This window comes from Streptomyces sp. MMBL 11-1 (assembly GCF_028622875.1).
GTDB lineage: Bacteria > Actinomycetota > Actinomycetes > Streptomycetales > Streptomycetaceae > Streptomyces.
Map to the genome: position 1 here is coordinate 574,640 of NZ_CP117709.1, position 21,860 is coordinate 596,499.

The window sequence follows — 21,860 nt, forward strand, 5'->3', positions numbered from 1 at the left end:
AAATGATTATCATCATGCTACGGTCGCCGTTCGCTCGACCTGACCTGCCCTCATTACTCGGAGTGACCTTGTGCGCGTCCCGTCCCGTCCCCTGCTCCTCCCCGCGGTCCTCACCGCTTCCGCCCTGCTCACCGGCTGCTTCTCGTCCTCGGAGACCACAGGCACCGGCACCGGCGAGCGCCTCCGCGTCGCGATGATGCAGCCCCCTCGCTCCGGCCTGTCCCCGCTGTCCGATGACGCGTTCAAGCTGTCCCGCTGGTCCACCGCGGAGACGCTCGTGAGGCTGAACGCGGACAGCGACGCCGAGCCCGCGCTGGCCACCGCGTGGAAACAGTCCGGCCGGACCTGGACCTTCACCCTCCGCGAGGGCGTCACCTTCCACGACGGCACCGAGCTGACCGCCGGGGCCGTCGTCCGTTCCCTCACGAGAGCCGCGGGCGCCTCCCCCAAGCCCCGCATACTCGACGGCGTCGAACTGACCGTGAAGGAGGGCAGCCCCGGCACCGTGGTCGTGGCGACCGCGGAGGAGGACCCCCTGGTCCCGCAGCGGCTCAGCTCCCCTCAGCTGTCGATCCTCGCGGCCAAGGCGTACCGGGGGAAGACCGTGGATCCGGCCGGGGCCGGCACCGGCCCCTTCGAGCTGACCCGGGTCGACGGCACCTCCTCCGCCACCCTCGACCGCTACGACGACTACTGGGGCGGTACGGCCAAGGCTTCCGGCATCGACGTGACGTTCGTGCCCGACGGCACCGCCCGCGCCGCCGCCCTGCGCAGCGGCGAGGCCGACATCGTCGAGGCGGTGCCCGTCTCGCAGGCCGCGCTGCTGGACGAGGACCTGATCACCGAGGTCCCGATGCCGCGCACCAACACGCTCTACCTGAACACGGAGACGGGCGCCTTCAGGAACCCGGCGCTGCGGGCCGCGGCCCGGGAGGCGATCGACGCCGAATCGATCGTGAACGGCGTGTACGAGGGGAGGGCCGACGTGGCCGAGGGGCTGCTGGGGCCCGCGCTGCCGTGGGCGGCCGACCTGCGGGAGCCGGTGCGCCGTGCGAAGGCGGGGGGCCCCGCGGGCAGGCGCATCACCATCGGTACGTTCACCGACCGGGCGGAACTGCCCGAAGTGGCCGCCGCTCTGCAACAGCAGCTGAAGAAGGCGGGCTTCCAGGTGAAACTGGAGGTGCGCGAGTACGCCAACATCGAGTCCGACGCCCTGGCGGGCGCGTTCGACGCGTTCATCCTGTCCCGGGCCACCGTTCTCGATTCCGGCGACCCGGCCGCGTACCTGTACAGCGACTTCGCCTCCGACGGTTCGTTCAACATCCCCCAGCTCGCCAGTCCGGCCGTGGACAAGGCCCTGGACAAGGCGGGCGCGACGCCGACCGGTGACGCCCGCCGCCGGGCCGTCATCGACGCCGAGACCGCCGTGCTCGCCACCGACGCGGCGGTGCCGATGCTCCACGAGCGCGTGATCCAGGGTGACGCCGCCGACGTGGTCGGGGCGGCCCACGATCCGCGTGAGCGGGAACTGGTCACGCTCGACACGCACGTCAAGTGAGGCCGACCACGGCGGGGGTGACCCGCGCTCTCTGCCTCGTCGCCGCGCTGGCCGCCGTCGGCCTGCTGCCCTGGCTCTCCGGCCGGGACCCGGCCCTGACCGTCCTGCGCGCCCGGTCCGCCGAACAGGAGCCGACCGAGGAGGCCCTGTCGGCGATCCGCCGGGATCTCGGCCTGGACGCGGGCCCGCTCTCCCTGCTCGGCGACTGGGCCGCGGGACTCCTGCGCGGCGACCTCGGCACCTCCTGGGTGTCGGGGACGGACATCCTGCCGTCCGTCGCCTCCGGGCTCCAGGTGTCGCTGGGCCTGATGGCCGCCGCGCTGACCGTGGCGGTGCTGCTGGCCGGGGCCCTGGTGGCGCCCGTGCTGGTGCGGGGACGGGGGTCGGCAGGGGCGTTCGCGGCCATGGCCGCCGCGGTGCCGGAGTTCCTCCTGGCCACCGTGGCGCTGCTGGTGTGCGGAGTGTGGCTCGGGTGGCTGCCGACGTCCGGCTGGCGGGGGCCCGAGTATCTGGTCCTGCCCGCCCTCGCGCTGGGGGTTCCCGCCGGCGGCCTTCTCGGGCGGCTCGTCGCGGACGCGCTGCCCGCCGTGCTGGACGAACGATGGGTGGAGCTGTGGCGGGGAGCGGGAGTGAGCCGCACCCGTGTCGTGTTCGCCGCGCTGCGCCGTGTACTCCCGCCGCTGGTACCGCAGTTCGGGATGGTCGCCGTCGGCCTGACGGGCGGCGCGGTCGCGGTGGAGACCGTGTTCGCGGTGCCCGGCATCGGGCGCACCGCGCTGGGCGCAGCCAAGTCGCAGGACCTGCCGCTGCTCCAGGGGTCCGTCTTCGCCCTGCTCGCTCTGGGCCTGGCCCTGGGGGCGCTGGCCGCCCTCGTACGACGCCGGCTGCTGGGCCCCGCCCTGCGTGACGCCGGGCTCTCGTTGCCGCCGGCCCGGCCGGTCCGGGCGCACCCGGCGATCCCGGCCGCCCTCGCGGCCCTGCTGCTGGCGGCGATCGGCTGGGGCCTGTTCCGCGACCCGTACGCGGTCGACACGGCCGCCCGGCTGGCCGCGCCCTCCTGGGCCAATCCGATGGGCACCGACGGGCTCGGCCGCGATGTGCTGGCCCGGCTCGGTCATGGCGCCGCCTCCACGGTCGGCACGGCGGCGGCCGTCTGCCTGCTGAGCCTGGTGGTCGCCCTGGCGCTCGGCTTCCTGCCCGGCGTCGCGGCGGGCGCGGCGGACATCGCCAACGCCCTGCCGCCGGTGATCGTCGGCATCCTGGTCGCGGCGGTGGCCGGCCCGGGCACCGGCGGCGCGGCGCTCGCGGTCGCGCTGATCTCGTGGCCGCCCCTGGCGGCGCATGCGGCGGCGCTGGTGCAGGAGGTACGGGCGTCGACGTTCCTGACCGCCCAACGCGCCATAGGCGCGCCACCGCTGTGGATTCTCACCCGGCACGTCCTGCCGTCCGTCGCCGCCCCGGTCGCCCGCCACGCCCTGCTGCGGCTGCCCGGCATCGCCCTCGCCCTGGCCTCACTGGGGTTCCTCGGCCTCGGAGCCCAGCCGCCCGCCCCCGAGTGGGGTCTGCTCCTCGACGAGTCCCGCGCCTACGTGGAACGCGCCCCCTGGGCGGCCCTCGCCCCGGCCGCCGCGCTGGCCCTGCTGGCGGGGCTGGCCGTGTCGGGGGCGGCGTACGCCCAGGGCCGGGGAGGCGGGCGCACGCCCGCGCGCACCGTACGAAAGGAGACCGCCCGTGCGGTCTGAAGCACTGCTGTCGGTCCGTGACCTGCGCATCGCCTTCGGCGAGGCCGAGGTGGTACGCGGACTGACCTTCGACGTCCGCCCGCGTGAGACGTTCGCCCTCGTCGGGGAGTCGGGCGCGGGCAAGTCCCTCACCGCCCGGGCCCTGCTCGGCATGGTGCCGCGCGGCGCCACGGTCGGCGGCGACGTGCGGTTGCGGGGCTCCGCCGATCTCGTCGCCGAACGCGGGCGCGGGATCACCTTCGTTCCCCAGAACGCCCTGTCCGCCCTCTCCCCCGTCCACCCGGTCGGCGACCAGATCGCCGCCGCCGTGCGGTCGGTGCGGCGCGTGTCCCGGGGAAAGGCGCGTGCCCTGGCCGTGGCGGCGCTGGACAGGGTCGGCATCCCGGACGCCGCGCGCCGGGCCCGGGCCTTCCCCCATGAGTTCTCGGGCGGCATGCGGCAGCGCGCGGTGATCGCCATGGCAACGGTCAACGAGCCCGATGTCGTCGTCGCGGACGAGCCGACCACCGCGCTGGACGAGGAGCGCCGCGAGCAGGTGCTGCGGGTCCTCGCCGAGCAGCGGGAAGCGGCCGGCGCCTCGCTGGTCCTCGTCACCCACGACCTGGACGTCGTACGGGCCCACGCGGACCGCGTGCTGGTGATGTACGCGGGACGGCCGGCCGAACTCGGCCCGGTACGGCCGGTCCTGGACCGTCCGCGCGCTCCGTACACGGCGGGCCTGCTGGCCTCCCTCCCGCAGGACGGTCCCCGGCGCCGCTTGCCCGTGCTCCCCGGCACCCCGCCCACGCCGGACGCCCTCGGGCCCGGCTGTGCCTTCGCACCGCGCTGCCCGCTCGCGACGGACGCGTGCCACGACCGCGATCCCGGCCTGCGGGCCGTGGACGGACGTCTGGTCGCCTGTCATCACGCCGCCGACATATCCGCACCTCTCCTGGAGCGCTGGTGAATCACCCCCTTCTGGACGTTCACGACCTCGTCGTCCGGCACGGCCCGGTGACCGCCGTGGACCATGTCTCCTTCGAAGTGGCCGCCGGTGAGACCCTCGCGCTCAACGGCCCCTCCGGGTGCGGCAAGACCTCCACCGCCCTCGCGGTACTCCAGCTGCGCCGGCCCGACGCCGGGGAGGTCCGCTTCGAGGGACAGGAGCTGACAGCCCTGGCGGAGCACGAACTACGCCCGCTGCGCCCACGTATGCAGCCGGTCTTCCAGGATCCGTACGGCTCCCTCAGCCCTCGCCACCGCATCCGCGACGCGGTGGCCGAGCCGCTGAAGGTCCACGGCAGGTGGAGTCCGGCCGACGGCCCCTCCCGCGTGGCCGAGCTGCTCGAACAGGTCGGCCTCGACCCGTCATGCGGGGACCGGCGACCCCATGAACTGTCGGGAGGCCAGTGCCAGCGGGCGGGTATCGCCCGCGCCCTCGCCTCCGGGCCGCGCCTGCTCGTCCTCGACGAGCCCGTGTCGGCCCTCGACGCCTCGGTGCGTGCCGGTGTGCTGAACCTGCTCGCCGATCTCCAGGACGAGCTGGGCCTCGGCTATCTGTTCATCTGTCACGACCGGGCTGTCGTACGGCACTTCGCGGACCGGGTGATCGAGATGCGGGAAGGGCGCACTGTCCCCACCTGAGTCGGACACGCGGCAGCGGTGTCGGCCGATCCGGAAGGAACACCGAAGAGGGAGGCGGAGTCCGGCCACGCAAGCCAGTTGGTATTGACTTTCATTTTCATATAGCCTGTGGTGCCGACGACAAGAGAAATGGTGGTCTCCATGGCAGTTCCGAAGCGAAAGATGTCCCGCAGCAACACCCGTCACCGCCGCGCCCAGTGGAAGGCCACGACACCTCGACTCGTGCCGGTCACCATCGACGGCACCGTCCACCAGGTGCCACAGCGACTGGTGAAGGCGTACGAGCGCGGCCTCCTGCACCCCGGGAGCTGATTTCTTATGGCTCGGGAACCGCTGCCCGTCACCGTGCTCTCCGGTTTCCTCGGAGCCGGCAAGACGACGCTGCTCAACCATGTCCTCGGCAACCGCGAGGGCCTGCGGGTGGCGGTGATCGTCAACGACATGAGTGAGATCAGCATCGATGCGGCGCTGGTCCGCGGGGGCGAGGCGGCGCTCTCGCGCACCGAGGAGCGCCTGGTCGAGATGGTCAACGGATGCATCTGCTGCACCCTGCGCGACGACCTGCTCGAAGAGGTGGACCGGCTCGCCCGCGAGGACCGCTTCGATTACCTGCTGATCGAGTCCAGCGGCATCTCGGAGCCGATGCCGGTCGCGGCGACCTTCTCCTTCCCCCGCGACGACGGTGCGACCCTGGGCGACCTGGCCCGGCTCGACACCATGGTCACCGTGGTCGACGCGGCCAACTTCCTGCCGGAACTGGCCGGGGGCGACGGCCTCGCCGAGCGGGGGCTCGACCAGTACGAGGACGACGAACGCACGGTCAGCGACCTGCTCATGGACCAGATCGAGTTCGCCGACGTCATCGTGCTGAACAAGCTGGACCTCGTGGACGGGCGAGAGCGTGGGCGGCTCAACGCCGCGCTCAGCCGCCTCAACCCCCTGGCCCGGATCGTGCCCGTCAGCGGCGGGCGCGTCGGACTGCCCGAGGTGCTCGGCACCGGCCTCTTCGACCTGGAACGGGCCCAGCAGGCTCCCGGATGGGTGCGGGAGCTGAACGGGGACCACATGCCGGAGACCGAGGAGTACGGCATCTCCAGCACGGTCTTCCGCTCGGACCGCCCCTTTCACCCCGAGCGCCTGTGGACGTTCGTCACCGACGGACTCGACAGCGGCCGGTACGGACAGGTTCTGCGCTCCAAGGGATTCTTCTGGCTGTCCAGTCGGCCGAACGTGACCGGGCTCTGGTCGCAGGCGGGCTCCGTGGCCCGTTTCGAGCCGTTCGGCGCACGGGACGGCGGGACGACGCAGGGCCAGGAACTCGTCTTCATCGGTACGGACCTGCGAGCCGGGCCCCTCCACGAGGCGCTGTCCGCATGCCTGATGTCCGCGCGTGAGGCGCACTCCGCGACCGACCCCTTCCCCGAGTGGGACACCTACGGGATCGACGACGCGTGCGAGCACGAGCCCTCGGGTATCGCGGCGCCGCATCTCTGAACCCCGGGCCGGACGGTGGTCGCAGCCACGGCACCGTCCGGCCCGGTCATCCGTACCGCATCCGCTCGGCGATCTCCGTGCCGGACCCCCGGCACCGCGCACCTCACGGGCCCCTCGGTCTCCGACCCGCCCACCCTCTGTGGCGATCGGAATCGGACGGTGACGCCTCGCCGCCTTCCCCCGAGCCTCCGACCGCCCCCAATTCCCCGGCTCTCCGGCTCTCCGCTCCCGGCTCCCCGCTCCCCGGCCGGGACTGAGCGCCCTGTCGGTGCGGCGGGGTGCCGCCCCTCCCCTGTTGTGGGTTGGGCACGACGGCGCGAACCTGGTAACAGGGGGTGTCCATGATGGGAGGCACCATGATCGTCCTCGGCCTCATCCTTCTGATCGTCGGCCTGATCGCCGGCATCGGCGTCCTGTGGACCATCGGGATCATCCTGGTGGCCATCGGCGCGGTGCTGTGGGTTCTCGGAGCTCTGGGGCACGCGGTGGGAGGGCGACGGCACTACTGGTAACAGGCTGATCCTCCGGGCCCCGGGAAGGAGCGGGCCCGCAGCGCCTCAGGGCGGTGGAGGGGCCCGAAGGCACAGCCCGGCCCCTCCCCCCCCATCGCCGGAGCTGCCCGCTCAGGCATCGTTCCCGCCGGTCATCCGGAGGTCCGGGCTTCGATGAGCACGCTCACCTGCGGCGGACGCGGCCCCTCCACGACGGGCCGGACAGCGCCCCCGTCGCGTCGTAAACATGAGGGATACCGGCCCCCTCCTGCGAGTGGACAAGCCGCTGCTAGCGTGACGAAGCGTGGATGACAACGTGTACGTGGGCAACGCGGGCAAGGACGCGGCCCTGGACCGGGGGTGGCTGCTCGGCCACTTCAAGGACGTGGACGATCCACGCCACAGCCAGGATGTGGAGATCAAGTGGGGCGTCCACCCCCGCGGCGACGAGAGGGCCCAGTGGGTCGAGGACGAGAGACGGACAGCGCTCCTGGTCCTCATCAGCGGGCGCTTCCGGGTCGACTTCCCCGGGCGCAGCGTGCACCTGAAGGAACAGGGTGACTACGTCGTGTGGGGACGGGACACCGCCCACTCGTGGTTCGCCGAGGAAGAGTCGGTACTGCTGACCGTCCGCTGGCCGTCCGTGCCCGGATACGCGGTGCCGGAAAGCATGCGGACCCGGCTGCCGGGCTGAGGACTGTCCCGCAGCCGTCAGGAGTGTCCCGGTCGAATACGCCCGGCGCCGGAGGGCTCTGGTAAGCCCGACACCCACCTTGTTATCGTTAACACGCATAGAGTGGGTATCGGGTCGGCAGAGTCCGTCGCGCCTCTTCGCGCCCCCACGGAGCCTCCCCTGTCCGCGAGCGGCAGCGGTGTCGGCCATCCGGCCGTCGGCCCGCCCCTCGCCCTCTCGGGCCGCGTCCCCGCTGTGGTTAAGGAGCTCCATGAACCCGTCTTCGCCCTCTTTCGCCGGAGGCCCTCCGGTCTGCCTCCCCGACCCGGCAGCCGGAGAGCGCTGGACCTTCGGCTTCGCCGGGGGGCTCACGGCGGAAGTGCACACCCACGGCGCCCGTATCCACGGACTGTGGGTGCCGGACCGGCACGGCCGTACGGCCGATGTGGTCCTCGCGCCGCGCGAACCGCGCGAGTCGGCCGCCGCCGCCCGGTACTTCGGCGCCACGGTGGGTCGCTACGCCAACCGCATCGCCCACGGCCGGTTCACCCTGAACGGCGTCCCGTACCAGCTGACCACGCAGGAGAACGGCCACTGCCTCCACGGCGGAACCGACGGGTTCGACACCCGGATCTGGGAAGCCGAGAGCGTGCACACCCCGGAGCGGACCGGGGTGCTCCTGCGCCTCCGGAGCCGCGACGGCGATCAGGGCTTCCCCGGAAACCTGGACGTCACCGTCAGCTGTCTCATCGGCCGGGACAACGAACTCGCCCTCACCTACGCGGCGGTCACCGACGCGGCCACGCCGGTCAACCTGACCAACCACGGCTACTTCAACCTCGAAGGCGAGGGTGCCGGTGACATCCTCGATCACGAGCTGGCCGTCGACGCCTCCCACTACACCCCGGTCGACGGAGATCTCCTGCCGAACGGGGAGCATCTCCCCGTCCCCGGCACCGCGTTCGATCTCCGCCGGCCGCTCAAGCTCTCCGAGGCACTGGCCCACGCCGGGCTTAGGCCCATGGCCGCGGGCGGGGGGTACGACCACAACTTCGTCCTGACCCCGGACGGCGACGGCACGCTGCGCCGGGCGGCCGTCCTCCACGCGCCGGCCACGGGCCGGTGCATGGAGGTGTTCACCACCGAGCCCGGCCTGCAGGTCTACACGGCCGGGCAGTTCGACGGAACGGTGGTCGGCAAGAGCGGCGCGTCCTACCGGGCGGGTGCCGGTATCGCGTTGGAGACCCAGCACTTCCCCGACTCCCCGAACCGCCCCGGCGACCCGTCCACGGTGCTCCGGCCCGGCGATGAGTACCGGTCGACGACGGTCCTGCGTTTCGGCATCCGCGGCTGACCGCGCGGGTACCTGCCGAGGTGGCTGTGCCCGCCGGTGACAGGACCGGCGGGCACAGCCACCTCGGGGGTGGCTTCAGACGCCCGCTCTGCGCCTGTTCCACACGTCGAATCCGACCGCCGCCAGCAGCACGAGGCCCTTGATGACCTGCTGCCAGTCGGTGCCCACCCCGACCAGGTTCATGCCGTTGTTGAGCACGCCGAGGACCAGGCCGCCGATGATGGCGCCGGCCACGGTCCCCACGCCGCCGCTCATCGAAGCCCCGCCGATGAACGCGGCGGCGATGGCCTCCAGTTCGAAGTTGACTCCCGCCTTGGGCGAGGCCGCGTTGAAGCGGGCCGCGAACACGAGTCCGGCGAGCGCCGCGAGCATCCCCATGTTGAGGAACACCGCGAAGGTCACCTTCTTGTCCTTGACCCCGGACAGCTTCGCGGCGGGCAGGTTCCCGCCCACCGCGTACACGTGGCGGCCGATCACCGCGTTGCGCATCACGTAGCCGAAGCCGACCAGCAGCACGGCCAGGATCAGCAGCACGACAGGAGCGCCCTTGTAGCTGGCGAGCAGCAGGGTCGTGACCAGTACGGCGGCGACCATGGCCGTCACCTTCAGCGCGAAGAGGCTGGTGGGGAGCGACTCCCGTGCGAATTCCCGCCGGCGTCGCCGGTCCCGCACCTCCTGGAACACGACGAAGGCGATCAGCCCCAGGCCGAGGAGGAGGGTCAGGTTGTGGTAGTTGGTCTGCGGCCCCGCTTCCGGCAGGAAACCGTTGGCGATCTTCTGCAGTCCCTCCGGGAAGGGGCCGAGTGTCTGGCCCTGGAGGAAGATCTCCGTGAGACCCCGGAACAGGAGCATGCCGGCGAGCGTCACGATGAACGACGGTATGCCCACGTACGCGATGAAGAACCCTTGGAGCGCACCCGCGACGGCCCCCAGTAGGAGTGCGAGGACCACCGCGACGGGCCAGGAGAGCTGGTGCTCGACCATGAGCACCGCCCCCACGCCGCCGACCAGGGCCATCAGCGAGCCCACCGACAGGTCGATGTGCCCGGAGATGATGACCATCATCATGCCGATGGCCAGGATGAGGATGTAGCTGTTCTGCAGCACCAGGTTGGAGACGTTGCGCGGCAGCAGGAGGTCTCCCCCCGTCCAGACCTGGAACAGAAGCACGATCAGGCCGAGCGCGAGGAGCATGCCGTACTGGCGCATGTTGCGCCGGACGCCGTCCAGCAGCAGACGGGCCACCTGCACCCCGCCGGGCCGGGCAGCGCCGTCCCCCGGGGGCGCCGGAGCGGTCGGTTTCGTGGTGGCGGGGGTGCTCATTCCTGATGTCCTTCGTTGGGGGCGGCGGTGCCCGCGCCGACTGCCGACGGTGCGGGGGTGTCCTGCGTCATGTGCCGCATCAGCACTTCCTGGGTGGCGTCCTCGCGGGTGACTTCTCCGGTCAGCCGGCCGGCGGCCATGGTGTAGACCCGGTCGCACATGCCGAGCAGTTCGGGCAGCTCGGAGGAGATGAGGAGGATGGCCTTGCCCTCGGCGGCGAGCCGGTCGATCACGGTGTAGATCTCGAACTTGGCCCCCACGTCGACGCCTCGGGTGGGCTCGTCGAGGATGAGGACGTCGGGGCCGGCAAGGATCCACTTGCTGAGAACGACCTTCTGCTGGTTGCCGCCGGAGAGCCGGCCAACCGGTTCGAGGACGTTCGGGGCCTTGATGCCCATGGTCCGCCGGTACCGTTCGGCGACTCCGTGCTCCTCGTGGGCGTCGACGACGCCCCGTCGGGCGAGCGTTCGGAGAGACGCGAGCGAGATGTTCCGGCTCACGGAGTCCTCCAGGTTGAGGCCGTAGTGCTTCCGGTCCTCGGTGACGTACGCGATGCCGTTGGCAACCGCCTCCGGCACCGTGCGGGTGCGCACCGCTCGGCCGTCCTTGAGAACGGTCCCCTGCTCGTAGCGGCCGTAGGAGCGGCCGAAGACGCTCATCGCGAGCTCCGTCCGGCCGGCGCCCATGAGTCCCGCGACGCCGACGATCTCGCCTCGGCGGACCTGGAGCGAGACCCGGTCGACGACCTTGCGGCCGTGGTCCAGGGGGTGGCGTACGGTCCAGTCCCGGATCTCCAGGACCGGGGCGCCGTCGGCCGGGCCCTCGTACGGGGTGCGGTCGGGGAAACGGCTGTCCAGGCTCCGCCCCACCATGCCGCGGATGATGCGGTCCTCGGTGGTGGCCGGGTCTCTGACGTCCAAGGTCTCGATGGAGCGTCCGTCGCGCAGGACGGTGACGGAGTCGGCGATCTGCGCGATCTCGTTGAGCTTGTGCGAAATGATGATGGAGGTGATGCCCTGGTCCTTCAGTTCCCGCATCAGCCGCAGCAGTTTCGCGCTGTCCTCGTCGTTGAGGGCGGCGGTGGGTTCGTCCAGGATCAGCAGCCGGACGTCCTTCGCGAGCGCCTTCGCGATCTCCACGAGCTGCTGCTTGCCGACGCCGATGTCGGCCACCCGGGTCTCTGGGTGCTCGTCGAGACCGACGCGTCGCAGCAGCTCGGCGGCGCGCCTGAGCGCTTCGCGCCAGTCGATGATCCCGCGTCGAGACGGCTCGTTGCCGAGGAAGATGTTCTCGGCGATGGACAGATAGGGGACGAGCGCGAGTTCCTGATGGATGATGACGATGCCGTGCCGCTCACTGGCCCTGATGTCCTTGAAGCGGCACGGTTCGCCCTCGAAGAGGACCTCGCCCTCGTAGGTCCCGTGCGGATGCACTCCGGACAGGACCTTCATCAGCGTCGACTTGCCGGCACCGTTCTCCCCGCACAGAGCGTGAACCTCGCCGCGCTTCACGGACAGGGTCACTTCCGACAGGGCTCTGACGCCGGGGAAGGTCTTGACGATGGCCCGCATCTCCAGCACGGGACCGCCGGCCGGAGGCCGGTGCGAGGGCGGTGCGTAGGCGCCGGAGCTCAACGGAGCTCCTCGGCCTTGATGTAGCCGGAGTCGACCAGAACCTTCCGGTAGTTCGCCTTGTCGACGCTGACCGGGTCGAGCAGGTAGGCCGGAACCACCTTCTTGCCGTTGTCGTAGGTGCTGTCGTCATTGATCTCGGGCTTCTTGCCGTCGAGGACGGCGGTCACCATGTCCGCGGCGACCTTCGCCAGTGCGCGGGTGTCCTTGTAGACGGTCTGGGTCTGCTGGTTCGCGATGATCGACTTCACGGAGGCGACCTCGGCGTCCTGGCCGGTGACGATCGGCAACGGCTTGGCCGGACTTCCGTAGTCGTCGGATTTCAGGGCGGACAGGATGCCGATCGAGATGCCGTCGTAAGGGGACAGCACCGCGTCGATCCGGGCCGTGGCATAGGAGGAGGTCAAAAGGTCGTCCATGCGCTTCTGCGCCGTTCCGCCGTCCCAGCGCAGCGTGGTGACCTGGGGGAGCCGGGTCTGCTGGGAACGTACGACAAGCTGCTTCTTGTCGAGGTAGGGCTTCAGCACCTCCATGGCGCCGTTGAAGAAGTACTTGGTGTTGTTGTCGTCGTTGGAGCCGGCGAACAGCTCGATGTTGAAGGGGCCCTTCTTCGAGCCGTCCTTCAGGCCCAGCTTCTCGACGATGTAGGTGGCTTGGAGCTTGCCGACCTTCTCGTTGTCGAAGGAGGCGTAGTAGGCGACATGCGGGGACCCCAGGATGAGCCGGTCGTAGGAGATCACCGGGATACGGGCGTCCGCCGCCTGCTGCAGAACATTGGAGAGCGCCTCACCGTTGATGGCCGCCACCACCAGAGCGTCGACGCCCTGAGTGATCATGTTCTCGATCTGGGCCACCTGCTGGTCGGGGTCGTCCTCCCCGTACTGCAGGTTGGTGAGATAGCCGCTCTTCTTCAGGCCCGCGGTCATGTTGGCGCCGTCCGCGATCCACCTTTCGGAGGACTTGGTGGGCATGGAGATCCCGATGGTGAGGTCCTTCTCGCCCTTCGACTCCTGACTTCCTCCCTCGCTGTTCTGCCCGCAGGCCGTGAGGAGCAGGGCGCAGCTGGTGGTCGCGGCGAGGAGGAGGGATGCGGCTCGGAAGTTCGTCATGGGCATTACCTGGCAATCTCGTCGTTGAGGGTGTTTCTGTCCCGAAGGGCTTCGGCGGCAGCACGTGTCCTCGCACCACCGGGGCGTCGTCGCGGAGGCCGTCGGGGGCGACAGCCTCGGTCGAGCTCGATTGTTAGCGCTCGCATCATCACAGGACAAGAGGGACCAGGCTTTTTCTCGCGGCGATGCGCGGCTGCCGGAGCGAAGAAGGGGGCGAAAGGGGGGCATCCCGCAAAGACGGCCCCCGACACCGCGGGCGACGGGTCGCCGGAAGGCGCCTGCCGTGCGGCGCATCCGCCTCGGACCGCCTTCGCCGATCACGCGTCGGCGACATGCGCGGCGAAGTCGCCCTGCGACCTCGCCGCGCCGCCGCGCCGCGCCGCCGGGCCGCCGAACTACCGGGCTACCGGGCCGCCGGGCCGCCGGGCCGCCACAGTCAGGCAGCGGGGGCGACCGGTCGGCCGACGGGCCCCCTTGAAGGGCCGGGCGGGCCGGCCTGGCCCCTCGACGAGCGCTGCGACCTCGGCGTCACGGCACGCCGGCGGCGCGAACGCACAGCCTCGCCGACCGGGTTGCGTTCCCGGCATCCCGACGGACAGGCGCTCGGCGGCACCGGCCGACCGGCCGACTCGCGGCGGCCCCCTCGCGGCGTCGCGGAGGCCGCCGCCGACCGCCGCCATCCGCAGCTTTCCCTGACGAGCAGCTCCCGCCAGCTGCCACCGACGACGAGCGGCCGGCGTCCGCGCGGCCCCGAAAGACGCCTCAGCTCCGCCGCGGAACCGGGAGCTCCACCCCTCCCCCTCCCGCACGCAAGCCAGGCGACGCAGGCCCGGCCCGCCGGCCTGGCCCGGCACGCCCTCTCCCGTCGGCGACGGGCGGAAGACGGACGGGGACGACAGCGGATCGTCGCCGCGAGGAGGCGAGCGAGAGCCCAGGAAGGCTCCCGGGACGCACCACACCGGCGCCGACGGTACGGAAGCGCCCCAGGCCGTGACCTCGGCGGGCGAACGCGGCGCGCCCGCCCTCGTGTCGGCCGGCCGGACAGGCACCGGTGACGCGGCGCCGGAGCAAGAACACGATGAGCCGCTCACGAAGCCACCGACACGCACACGGCCCTGCCGCCCGACCGGCACCCGCACGCGCTCGTCATCACACCACCCGAGAGTCGCCGCACCCTCGGAGGCCGGCCAAAGGTACGGCAACCCTTGCCGAAACCGGCTGTGAGCGCTAACAATCGGAAAGGCCACGGTACTGTGGCGCCGACTGCTGCTGATGCTGTTCACGCTGGGCACGAGCATGGGCATGGGCATGGGCATCAAACGGGTCACGGCACCGGCAGGCACGGCGAGAGTGAGGCCGCCCTGCGCCGGGTCCGGCACCTGTCCGTCCACCGGGCCACCCTGCGCGCTGCGCTGGTACGGCTGGTCAACGCCACCCGCGCCGCCCGCGATCAGGCGTGGTGGGGTAAGGGCACCGCCTGCGCGCGAGCGACTCCGAGAAGTTCGGCTCCTGGTCCTCGAACTTCATGACGGAGGGGCGCCAGCGGTGCCGCGGCCCCGGCGTAAGGATCTACTGGCACGTCGAGAGGAATCGCTGTGCGTCTACAGCCGCCTCACGTCCTGTTCGGCAACCGAGGTCGCCGCGATGATCGAGGGCGTGCTGCGGCACTGCACGGACGTGGACCTCGACCGGCGGTACACCGGCACGCACGGCGCCTCCGTCGTCGAGCTCTCGTCGGGCCAGATCATCGGCCGGGTTACCGGTGCCGGTGATCTGGCCCGCCCTCAAGGAGCATCGGTGCGGGGGTGCCGCTCAGAAGCCGTGATGGACGATCCCGGCCTTGGTGACGGCGCCGTGCTCCATGCCCTGGGCCTTGAGGATGTCCGCGTACTCACCGTTGGTGATCAGCTTGTCGAGGGCCTTCATGAGCGCGGCGCGCAGGGCAATGTCCGAGCTGTCCACGGCCATGCCCAGCGGGATGTCATCGGTCAGGTCGGCTTTCGTCAGGTGGAGTTCGCCGTCGGAGTTTCGTGCTCGCCTGACGGCGAACGGAAGCTCCGTGATGTACCCGTGCAGTGTGTCCGTGCGGCGAGCCGCGTCGATCGATTGTGCTCCGCACAGCTCGGTGGACGTCTTCCTGACCGCCTCCTCGACGAAGCCGTGGTTCAGGAGTGAGAAGTTCTTGCCACAGAGGTCTTCCTTCGACCGGATGTCCTGAACGGTCTCCCACGGGGCAACGACGGCGTACCCGACGTCGAAGTAGTGGATGAGGGCCATGTCCTGCTCCTCCCCGCGGTCGAAGTCGTCCGGGCCGCCCGGCATAGCCAGGTCGAAGGTTTCCGCGGGCTCCTCCCGGTTCAGGAGGCCGTTGATCATGTCGCTGGGGCTCCCGATGGTGAAGAGTTCCACCTTCAGGCCGAGTTGATCGCCGAGTGCGCGGGCCAGACCGGGGCCGACGATGGGGGTGTCGCCGTCGGACGGGGGTACGGTGCCGTCGTTCACCGCGACCTTGAGGGTCCCCGGTTCCCAGAGGCCGAGTTTGTTCGTCCGGGCGCTGCTGCGGCTCGGGTTCGCCGACCCTTCCCCGTCGTCGGACGGACCATTGACGAGGTGGACCGTCGTCGCCGTCAGCGCCACCGCCAGTGCCGCCGCCCCGACGGTCAGCCAGGTCTGCCGACGCCGGAGCGAGGGGTGGGGCAAGGAAGAGGGCGGCGCGGAGGACGGGGTGTCAGGTTCGGCCGCCGGGACGGTGGTCCTGGCGGTCGGGGCGGGCGGGCCGGCCTTCGGGAGCCGCACGGTCGGTTCCGTGCCCTCCGCGACGGCGGCCAGCATCGCGTCGAGCCGCTCGGCCGAGGGCCGTTGCGCCGGATCGACAACGAGGAGTTCCGTCAGCACGGGGGCCAGAGCCCCGGCCCGGACAGGCGGTGGCACCTCGCCGTCGAGGACGGCCGCCATGGTGGCCAGCACGGTCTGCCGTCGCATGGGGCTATGGCCCTCGATGCAGACGTACAACATGATGCCCAGCGACCAGAGGTCCGAGGCGGGGTCGTCGTCCTTGCCCCTGATGCGTTCGGGGGCGATGTACTCGGGCGTGCCGATGAGCTCACCCGTCGCGGTCAGCGTCACGGACGCGCCCCTGGCGAGGGCCGGGTCGGTCCGCTGGAGGGCGGCTATCCCGAAGTCGGTGAGCACCGCGTCGCCGTCCGTGCGCAGCAGCACGTTGGCGGGTTTCACGTCGCGGTGGCAGATACCGACGGCGTGTGCGGTACGTAGTGCGGCCAGCACCTGCCGGCCGATACGAGCGCCCTCCCGCGGCTCCATCCGCGTACCCTGGTCCAGGAGATCCGCCAGGCTGCCGCCCGGCACCAGCTCCATCACGAGCCAAGGGAAGGAACCCTCGGCGCCCTCCACGACATGATGGATCGTCACCACGTGCGGGTCGCTGATCCGAGCCAGTGCGCGGGCCTCACGCAGCACCCGTTCGCGCAGCACCGCAGACGCCCCGGCACCCTCGGGAGCGAGATCCGGAGCGGGTGGGGTGACCTGCTTGACGGCGACCTCGCGGTGCAGCACCAGATCACGCGCCCGCCACACGGTACCCATCCCGCCGCTGCCCAGCCGCTCCACCAACTCGAAGCGCCCGTCTATGACTTCACCGCTCCCGCCGTCGATCATGCGAGCAGGGTAGTGGACCCGTCCGCGCTCCCGGCACCGCATTGGCCACACGCACCGCAAGGCCTCTCGGATCGGCTTAGCAGGTGTTCTTGAAGGTGCCGTTCCGTCCAGTGGGCGGGGAGGATGCTTTGAGCAACGCTAGGAAGCGTGATCGGGGTCACCGATTCGGCTACGTATCCGGCTTGAGGGCTGTCTCGTCGTACGGGTGTACAGCTATTCACCGTGCAAGGAGCCGTAACGTGACGCCTCAACCCGATCTGTCTCCCGAGCTCGACGTGCTGCCGCAGCCTCTGCTGGCGGCAGCCCAGACCGCGCGGCGCGAGTTCCTGACTGCGCTGGAGCCGCTGCGGGGTGAGCTGTTCCGGTACTGCCGTCGTCTGACCGGCAGCGTGTGGGACGCCGAGGACCTGGCCCAGGAGACGCTCGCCCGAGCGCTCACCCGGACGGCACAGTCCCACCAGCCGGTTCAGCGCCCGATGGCGTGGCTGGTGCGGATCGCGACGAACGCCTACCTCGACCAGGTCCGTCGACCGGCTCCGCTGCTCGTCGAGCCGGGCGAACGCGCCGCTGCTCCCGTCGCCGACTCCGTCGAGGTACGGGACGCGCCGGCGGAGGTGGCCACCCTGCTGGCGCCCCAGGAGCGTGCCGCCGTCGTGCTCAAGGACGTTTGCTGGAACTGCTTCTTCTCGTACTCGATCCAGTCCGCGGGGTCCTCGGAGAACATGTAGCCGTCCCGGCGGCGCCAGATGATCGGGGTGAGGTGCTCGGCAGCGCCGACATCGCGCAGATGCCGGACCCCACGTGCGACCTGCGACTTTGTCAAACGTGCCGCGGAGACGAGCTGTCTGGTCTGGAGGTCGGCGGGGCGGGCTTCCATGAGGGAGACACGGACCAGGTCGCCGTCATGCTCGGCGAGCGGCCGGGCCTGGCGGGCTGCGGCTACTCGCCCTTGAGGAGCTTGGCGAGCTGCTCGTCCAGGGTGAACTCGCCGTTGTCGATCGCCGCCTCCAGCCACTCGGCAGCCGCCCTCACCTTCGCGATCCCCGCGGCGGACGGTCTCCCGCTCGCCCTCGGTAAACTCCTGACCCCGAAGTCACGGAACGAGCCGGCCGAGCGTGGCGACGTACTGATGGCAGGACCCGACCAGGTCGAGGTACTCGATGGTGTGCTCGATCTTCCTCACGGTCGGAGTGCGTTCGCGGATCGTCTCCGGGTTTGTCTCCTCGTGCTGCGGGGCCCTCCACGAGCGGCCCCGTATCGCCCATCCCGAGTGCGCCGCCCGGCTACTGGCCTGGGACGAGCTGCGCACGACGGACTGGCAGGAGACCAACTCCTCGGACACACGAACGTGCGCCTCAGCCGCAGGAAACGAGACCGGCTGGGGCCGCGTCTGGAGCGTCATGCGCATCCTCAGCGAGATCCACGGAGCCGACAACGTACGTCTCGCCGTCTGGTTCCACTGACTGGCGGCTGAGTAACCGGTTGGCCTCTGAGCATTGTAGTTGGCTGGAGTCACGTACCGACGTCTACCGCCCGATCCGGCGGGCCGTGCGGGATAGCGTACGCAAGGCAGGCAGCCGGGCGGTCTCATCCGCTCCGGCCAGGCTTTCGCCCAAGGTCAGCAGCGAGAGGAGTCGCACCGGCCGACCGGCGATGGCGGCGGCCTCCAGTTTGTGGTGCCCGTCGAGGAGGAAGTGGGTCAGGCCCCAGTGCACGAAGTAGTCGTCTCCTCGGTCGATGGCGGGCTGGCACACGTCCAGGGTGGAGATCGCCACCGCCGTGGGGACCGTTCCCTGCTCCATGAGTGCGACGTATTCCTCGACACGCTCCCGCTCGTTCCACGTCGGGGGAACCATGGGCACGACGAACTCGTAGAGGTGGGCGTCCGCGTCGACCTCGGTCTCAAAGGTCCGGTAATACGGGGTGTGCGGGTACTCCGGAAGGCCCCAGAACTGATCGGTCCCCCAGGTCATGACCTGCTCGCCGCTGAAGTAGTCGCCCTCTCTGCCGGGGATGACCAGCCGGGGTTCCACCTCCAGGAGTAGCGGAAGGTACTCGCCCTCCGGCAACAACGTGCCGAACGCATCGATCACGCCGCCGTCGTCCGGATCGTCCAGCGTTCCGGTGAGCCGTTCCTGCATGCTCTCCAGGGACAGTTTCTCCCGCGCGGTCTCCAGCCGGCGGAACAGGAGCGGGCACGTGCCGCAGTAGAAGCTGAGCTCGAAGGCGGGCTTGTCGTCGACCATGAGCAAGCGGCGCCGTGGCCCGCGGCCGAGCTCCTGCAGTTCCGTATCGAAGTTCAACCGTGCCTCGGAGGCGGGGACGCCGAGACTGCGAGGGTCGCCCGTTTTGATCATCACAGGCCGACCGTACGGGACGCCGCCAACGGGCTCCACCGAGTACTGAGTGCCTGCTACTTACGGTCCGATCGCATTCCCTGGCCGTCTCGGCTTCGACCCGAAGATCTTCGATGACGGCAACGGCCGCCCCAGCCGTCTTTCACCAGGTTCTGGATCAGCGGCCGGAGCGAGAATCGACGGAGCGTCGGACGGATGTCTGCATGTGGGGCGGGAGCGGCGCCACTTTCACAAACGGTCCTCTGCGCGAGCAGCAGCTCCAGGCGGCCGGTGTGCCCACCCGGGTCGCCTCCATGCCGTCGGTCGAGTGGTTCGAGGAGCAGGACCAGGGTTACAAGGACAGCGTGCTGCCGCTGTCGGTGAAGGCGCGCGCGTCGCCGTCAAGGCGGGCATCCGCCTGACCCGGCACCGCCCACTTCGGCGACGCGGGCCGCGTCATCTCCCTGGAGCACTTCGGTGCCTCGGCCGACGCGAAGGTGCTGTATCAGGGGTTCGGCTTCACCGCCGAGAACGTGGCTTCCACCGCGCGGGACACCCTCGAACAGGCGGCCGGGCTCGAAGCCGCAGCACGCCGATGACTTGAACGGCGACGATTCCGCGTGAGCAGCGCGCGTGGGGTGGGTGCGGAGGCCGGGCCGGCGGCGGTGAGCAGCCCGAAAACGTAGCTCACACGTCCGCCACCGATCACCCCGTCTGTTATCGATAACACTCGGACGGCGGCCGAGAGTTGACTTCCACCGACGCCCGGACAGGCTGACCTCGAAACTACCCCGCTTCCCCGCATCACCTCGCCTTCGACAGGGCCGATCCCATGTTTCGCGGCAATGAGCACCCCCGATCGCCCGGCCAGGGGCACGCGCGGCCAACGGAAGGGGCCCGCTGCGGAGCTCGGTCGGCACGACGAGTTGCTTCCGGGGGATTGAGTCGTTGAACAAGCACTGTTAGCGTTCACACCGATCGGTGCCTCCTATGCCCGCTCGTCGGTGAGGGTCGGGCCGGTCCATCACGCACCCTGCCTACGCGTATTCAGGAGGAGCCGTGCCGTGAGCAGAGGCCCTTCGTGGCCGCGCCGTCCCCAGAAGGCCACTGCCGAACTGACCACGGGCGGGCCAGTCGCACGGCTCCCAGGTACGGCCTTCGGCGCCCCTCGCTCTCCCCGCGTGGCTGTGGCCGCGCCCCGTGCCCGTGCTCCTCTCGCCCTGGACGACCCAGGGACGCCCCGGACGACCGCTGACACCGATCCACTCCACCGCCGTCCTCGCATCATCGACGAAGGAGAACTCCGTGAGGCTCAGAAGTCGCGGCCTGCTCACCGCCTCAGCCGTCCTGGCCGTGCTGTCGGCCGGCGTTCCCGCTCCCGCCGCCGCAGCCGCCTCCACCCCCGCGGCGACGTTCGTGAACCCGATCGCCCAGCAGCGCGCCGATCCGCACATCCACAAGCACACGGACGGCTTCTACTACTACACGGCGACCGTTCCCGCCTACGACCGCATCGTCCTGCGCCGCGCCACCACGTTGCAGGGGCTGGCGACCGCCCCCGAGACGACGATCTGGACCAAGCACGCCGGCGGAGACATGGGCGCCCACATCTGGGCTCCCGAGATCCACTTCATCGACGGCAAGTGGTACGTCTACTTCGCCGCGGCCCCCGCCGACGACCCCTGGGCGATCCGTCCGTACGTACTCGAGTCGGGGTCCGCCAACCCGCTCACCGGCGCCTGGAGCGAGAAGGGCCGGATCAGCCTGCCCCTCAACACGTTCTCCCTGGACGCCACCACCTTCGTGCACAACGGCGCCCGCTACCTGAGCTGGGCACAGGCGGATCCCGCTGTCGGCGACGGCACGGGGATCTACATCGCCCGGATGTCCAACCCCTGGACCATCAGCGGCCGTCCCGCCCGCATCGCCTCCCCCACCCACGCGTGGGAGACCAGAGGCCACCGGGTCAACGAAGGACCGGCCTTCATCAGCAAGGGCGACAAGGTCTTCATGACCTTCTCCGCCAGTGCGACCGACAGCAATTACTGCCTGGGCCTGCTGACGGCCGACCGGACGTCCGATCTGTTGAACCCCGCCTCCTGGACCAAGAAGCCCACCCCCGTCTTCACGAGCAACACGGCGACGAGCCAGTACGGTCCGGGCCACAACTCCTTCACCGTCTCCGAGGACGGGGCGTCGGACATCATGGTCTACCACTCCCGCACCTACCGGGACATCAGCGGCGACCCGTTGAACGACCCCAACCGGCAGACCCGGATGCAGAAGCTGTACTGGAAGAGCGACGGCACGCCCCACTTCGGCGTGCCCGTCGCCGAAGGCCCCACCCCCGTGCGCTTCTCGTCGTTCAACTTCCCCGACCGGTACATCCGCCACTCAGGCCTCCGGGCCCGGGTGGAGGCGAACGTCACCGACCTCGCCGACTCGCAGTTCCGCGTCGTCGACGGACTGGCCGGCAACGGCACCGTCTCCCTGGAGTCGGCGAACTTCCCCGGCCACTTTCTGCGCCACAAGGGCTTCGAGGTCTGGCTGGAGAGGAACGACGGGTCTTCTCTCTTCTCGGCCGACGCCTCGTACCACCGCAGGCCGGGCCTGGCCGACGCGTCGGCCGGCCTCTCCTTCGAGTCGTTCAACTACCCCGGCCGCTACCTGCGGCACTACGACAGTCTTCTGCACGTGCAACCGGTGAACTCGGCACTCGACCGGGCCGACGCCACCTACTCCACCGAGTAGCGCCCCGACGGAACCCGGCATCCGCCCCGTCCCGTGGGAAGGAGCCCCCGCCCGATCGGGCGGGGGCTCCTTCCCACGGGACGGGGCGGATCACCCGTCG

18 protein-coding genes and 2 pseudogenes are annotated in these 21,860 nt (G+C 70.5%); 13 read left to right on the top strand and 7 right to left on the bottom strand.

What is annotated here, in order from left to right:
* The first annotated feature begins 70 nt into the window (after positions 1 to 70).
* The 9 genes from PSQ21_RS02470 to PSQ21_RS02510 all read left to right on the top strand — a co-directional run bounded on the left by PSQ21_RS02470 (position 71) and on the right by PSQ21_RS02510 (position 8,935).
* Positions 71 to 1,558 carry an ABC transporter substrate-binding protein gene (locus PSQ21_RS02470; protein WP_274028749.1) on the top strand — a complete coding sequence of 496 codons (1,488 nt, stop codon included), beginning with the start codon at positions 71 to 73 and terminating at the stop codon, positions 1,556 to 1,558.
* Positions 1,555 to 3,300 carry an ABC transporter permease subunit gene (locus PSQ21_RS02475; protein ID WP_274028750.1) on the top strand — a complete coding sequence of 582 codons (1,746 nt, stop codon included), beginning with the start codon at positions 1,555 to 1,557 and terminating at the stop codon, positions 3,298 to 3,300. Before PSQ21_RS02470 ends, PSQ21_RS02475 begins: the two co-directional genes overlap by 4 nt.
* The gene (locus PSQ21_RS02480) at positions 3,290 to 4,246 is read left to right on the top strand and encodes an ABC transporter ATP-binding protein (protein ID WP_274028751.1); all 957 of its coding nucleotides are present in this window, start codon (positions 3,290 to 3,292) and stop codon (positions 4,244 to 4,246) included. Before PSQ21_RS02475 ends, PSQ21_RS02480 begins: the two co-directional genes overlap by 11 nt.
* Positions 4,243 to 4,923, top strand: coding sequence for an ATP-binding cassette domain-containing protein (locus PSQ21_RS02485; protein ID WP_274028752.1), 681 nt, complete (start codon positions 4,243 to 4,245; stop codon positions 4,921 to 4,923). The genes PSQ21_RS02480 and PSQ21_RS02485 overlap by 4 nt, the downstream gene beginning before the upstream one ends.
* Positions 4,924 to 5,064: 141 nt before the next feature.
* Complete coding sequence (gene rpmF, locus PSQ21_RS02490) at positions 5,065 to 5,235, top strand: 50S ribosomal protein L32 (protein WP_274028753.1); 171 nt, start codon at positions 5,065 to 5,067, stop codon at positions 5,233 to 5,235.
* A 6-nt stretch (positions 5,236 to 5,241) separates the two neighbouring features.
* The gene (locus PSQ21_RS02495; RefSeq protein ID WP_274028754.1) at positions 5,242 to 6,417 is read left to right on the top strand and encodes a GTP-binding protein; all 1,176 of its coding nucleotides are present in this window, start codon (positions 5,242 to 5,244) and stop codon (positions 6,415 to 6,417) included.
* A gap of 356 nt (positions 6,418 to 6,773) precedes the next feature.
* Positions 6,774 to 6,929 carry a DUF6131 family protein gene (locus PSQ21_RS02500; RefSeq protein WP_274035617.1) on the top strand — a complete coding sequence of 52 codons (156 nt, stop codon included), beginning with the start codon at positions 6,774 to 6,776 and terminating at the stop codon, positions 6,927 to 6,929.
* Positions 6,930 to 7,212: 283 nt separating this feature from the next.
* On the top strand, positions 7,213 to 7,602 hold the full coding sequence (locus tag PSQ21_RS02505; protein ID WP_274028755.1) for a signal peptidase I: 390 nt from the start codon (positions 7,213 to 7,215) through the stop codon (positions 7,600 to 7,602).
* A gap of 250 nt (positions 7,603 to 7,852) precedes the next feature.
* Positions 7,853 to 8,935: an aldose epimerase family protein gene (locus PSQ21_RS02510; RefSeq protein WP_274028756.1), complete on the top strand. Its 1,083-nt coding sequence runs from the start codon at positions 7,853 to 7,855 to the stop codon at positions 8,933 to 8,935.
* A gap of 75 nt (positions 8,936 to 9,010) precedes the next feature.
* Here PSQ21_RS02510 and mmsB read toward each other — a convergent pair whose 3' ends face one another.
* Genes mmsB through chvE form a run of 3 tightly spaced genes read right to left on the bottom strand, consistent with a single transcriptional unit; the run spans position 9,011 to position 12,998 of the window.
* A complete protein-coding gene (gene mmsB / locus PSQ21_RS02515) occupies positions 9,011 to 10,258 on the bottom strand; it encodes a multiple monosaccharide ABC transporter permease (RefSeq protein ID WP_274028757.1) in 1,248 nt (415 codons plus the stop codon).
* Entirely contained in the window at positions 10,255 to 11,829 is a 1,575-nt protein-coding gene (gene mmsA, locus PSQ21_RS02520; RefSeq protein ID WP_274035619.1) for a multiple monosaccharide ABC transporter ATP-binding protein, read from the bottom strand. Before mmsA ends, mmsB begins: the two co-directional genes overlap by 4 nt.
* A gap of 59 nt (positions 11,830 to 11,888) precedes the next feature.
* Positions 11,889 to 12,998, bottom strand: coding sequence for a multiple monosaccharide ABC transporter substrate-binding protein (gene chvE, locus PSQ21_RS02525; protein WP_274028758.1), 1,110 nt, complete (start codon positions 12,996 to 12,998; stop codon positions 11,889 to 11,891).
* Between the two features lie 1,308 nt (positions 12,999 to 14,306).
* On the opposite strand from chvE, the pseudogene PSQ21_RS37800 reads away from it, so the two are divergent.
* A pseudogene (locus PSQ21_RS37800) lies at positions 14,307 to 14,711 on the top strand (Tn3 family transposase); the annotation flags it as partial.
* 99 nt (positions 14,712 to 14,810) lie between these two features.
* On the opposite strand, the gene PSQ21_RS02540 reads toward PSQ21_RS37800, so the two are convergent.
* Positions 14,811 to 16,673 (bottom strand): serine/threonine-protein kinase, encoded by a 1,863-nt coding sequence (locus PSQ21_RS02540; protein ID WP_274028760.1) that lies wholly within the window; start codon positions 16,671 to 16,673, stop codon positions 14,811 to 14,813.
* Positions 16,674 to 16,912: 239 nt separating this feature from the next.
* Between PSQ21_RS02540 and PSQ21_RS02545 the strand changes: the two genes are divergently transcribed.
* Positions 16,913 to 17,401, top strand: coding sequence for an RNA polymerase sigma factor (locus PSQ21_RS02545; protein ID WP_274028761.1), 489 nt, complete (start codon positions 16,913 to 16,915; stop codon positions 17,399 to 17,401).
* A gap of 211 nt (positions 17,402 to 17,612) precedes the next feature.
* Here PSQ21_RS02545 and PSQ21_RS02550 read toward each other — a convergent pair whose 3' ends face one another.
* The 3 genes from PSQ21_RS02550 to PSQ21_RS02560 form a co-directional block, all read right to left on the bottom strand.
* The gene (locus PSQ21_RS02550; RefSeq protein WP_274028762.1) at positions 17,613 to 17,705 is read right to left on the bottom strand and encodes a DUF6192 family protein; all 93 of its coding nucleotides are present in this window, start codon (positions 17,703 to 17,705) and stop codon (positions 17,613 to 17,615) included.
* Positions 17,706 to 17,766: 61 nt separating this feature from the next.
* Positions 17,767 to 18,264 (bottom strand): DUF6192 family protein, encoded by a 498-nt coding sequence (locus tag PSQ21_RS37805; RefSeq protein ID WP_337961663.1) that lies wholly within the window; start codon positions 18,262 to 18,264, stop codon positions 17,767 to 17,769.
* Entirely contained in the window at positions 18,200 to 19,030 is an 831-nt protein-coding gene (locus PSQ21_RS02560; RefSeq protein WP_274035620.1) for a hypothetical protein, read from the bottom strand. The genes PSQ21_RS37805 and PSQ21_RS02560 overlap by 65 nt, the downstream gene beginning before the upstream one ends.
* A 212-nt stretch (positions 19,031 to 19,242) precedes the next feature.
* On the opposite strand from PSQ21_RS02560, the pseudogene PSQ21_RS02565 reads away from it, so the two are divergent.
* Both PSQ21_RS02565 and PSQ21_RS02570 read left to right on the top strand, forming a co-directional pair.
* A pseudogene (locus PSQ21_RS02565) lies at positions 19,243 to 19,608 on the top strand (transketolase-like TK C-terminal-containing protein); the annotation flags it as partial.
* A gap of 706 nt (positions 19,609 to 20,314) precedes the next feature.
* The gene (locus PSQ21_RS02570; RefSeq protein ID WP_274028764.1) at positions 20,315 to 21,760 is read left to right on the top strand and encodes a family 43 glycosylhydrolase; all 1,446 of its coding nucleotides are present in this window, start codon (positions 20,315 to 20,317) and stop codon (positions 21,758 to 21,760) included.
* The last annotated feature ends 100 nt before the right edge of the window (positions 21,761 to 21,860 follow it).

What these genes read in the sequence shown, in the direction of transcription:
- rpmF (WP_274028753.1), top strand. Translation starts at nt 5,065, where the DNA reads ATGGCAGTTCCGAAGCGAAAGATGTCCCGCAGCAACACCCGTCACCGC.
- PSQ21_RS02495 (WP_274028754.1), top strand. Translation starts at nt 5,242, where the DNA reads ATGGCTCGGGAACCGCTGCCCGTCACCGTGCTCTCCGGTTTCCTCGGA.
- PSQ21_RS02500 (WP_274035617.1), top strand. Translation starts at nt 6,774, where the DNA reads ATGATCGTCCTCGGCCTCATCCTTCTGATCGTCGGCCTGATCGCCGGC.
- PSQ21_RS02510 (WP_274028756.1), top strand. Translation starts at nt 7,853, where the DNA reads ATGAACCCGTCTTCGCCCTCTTTCGCCGGAGGCCCTCCGGTCTGCCTC.
- mmsB (WP_274028757.1), bottom strand. Translation starts at nt 10,258, where the DNA reads ATGAGCACCCCCGCCACCACGAAACCGACCGCTCCGGCGCCCCCGGGG.
- mmsA (WP_274035619.1), bottom strand. Translation starts at nt 11,829, where the DNA reads ATGCGGGCCATCGTCAAGACCTTCCCCGGCGTCAGAGCCCTGTCGGAA.
- chvE (WP_274028758.1), bottom strand. Translation starts at nt 12,998, where the DNA reads ATGACGAACTTCCGAGCCGCATCCCTCCTCCTCGCCGCGACCACCAGC.
- PSQ21_RS02540 (WP_274028760.1), bottom strand. Translation starts at nt 16,673, where the DNA reads ATGATCGACGGCGGGAGCGGTGAAGTCATAGACGGGCGCTTCGAGTTG.
- PSQ21_RS37805 (WP_337961663.1), bottom strand. Translation starts at nt 18,264, where the DNA reads ATGAGACCGCCCGGCTGCCTGCCTTGCGTACGCTATCCCGCACGGCCC.
- PSQ21_RS02560 (WP_274035620.1), bottom strand. Translation starts at nt 19,030, where the DNA reads ATGATCAAAACGGGCGACCCTCGCAGTCTCGGCGTCCCCGCCTCCGAG.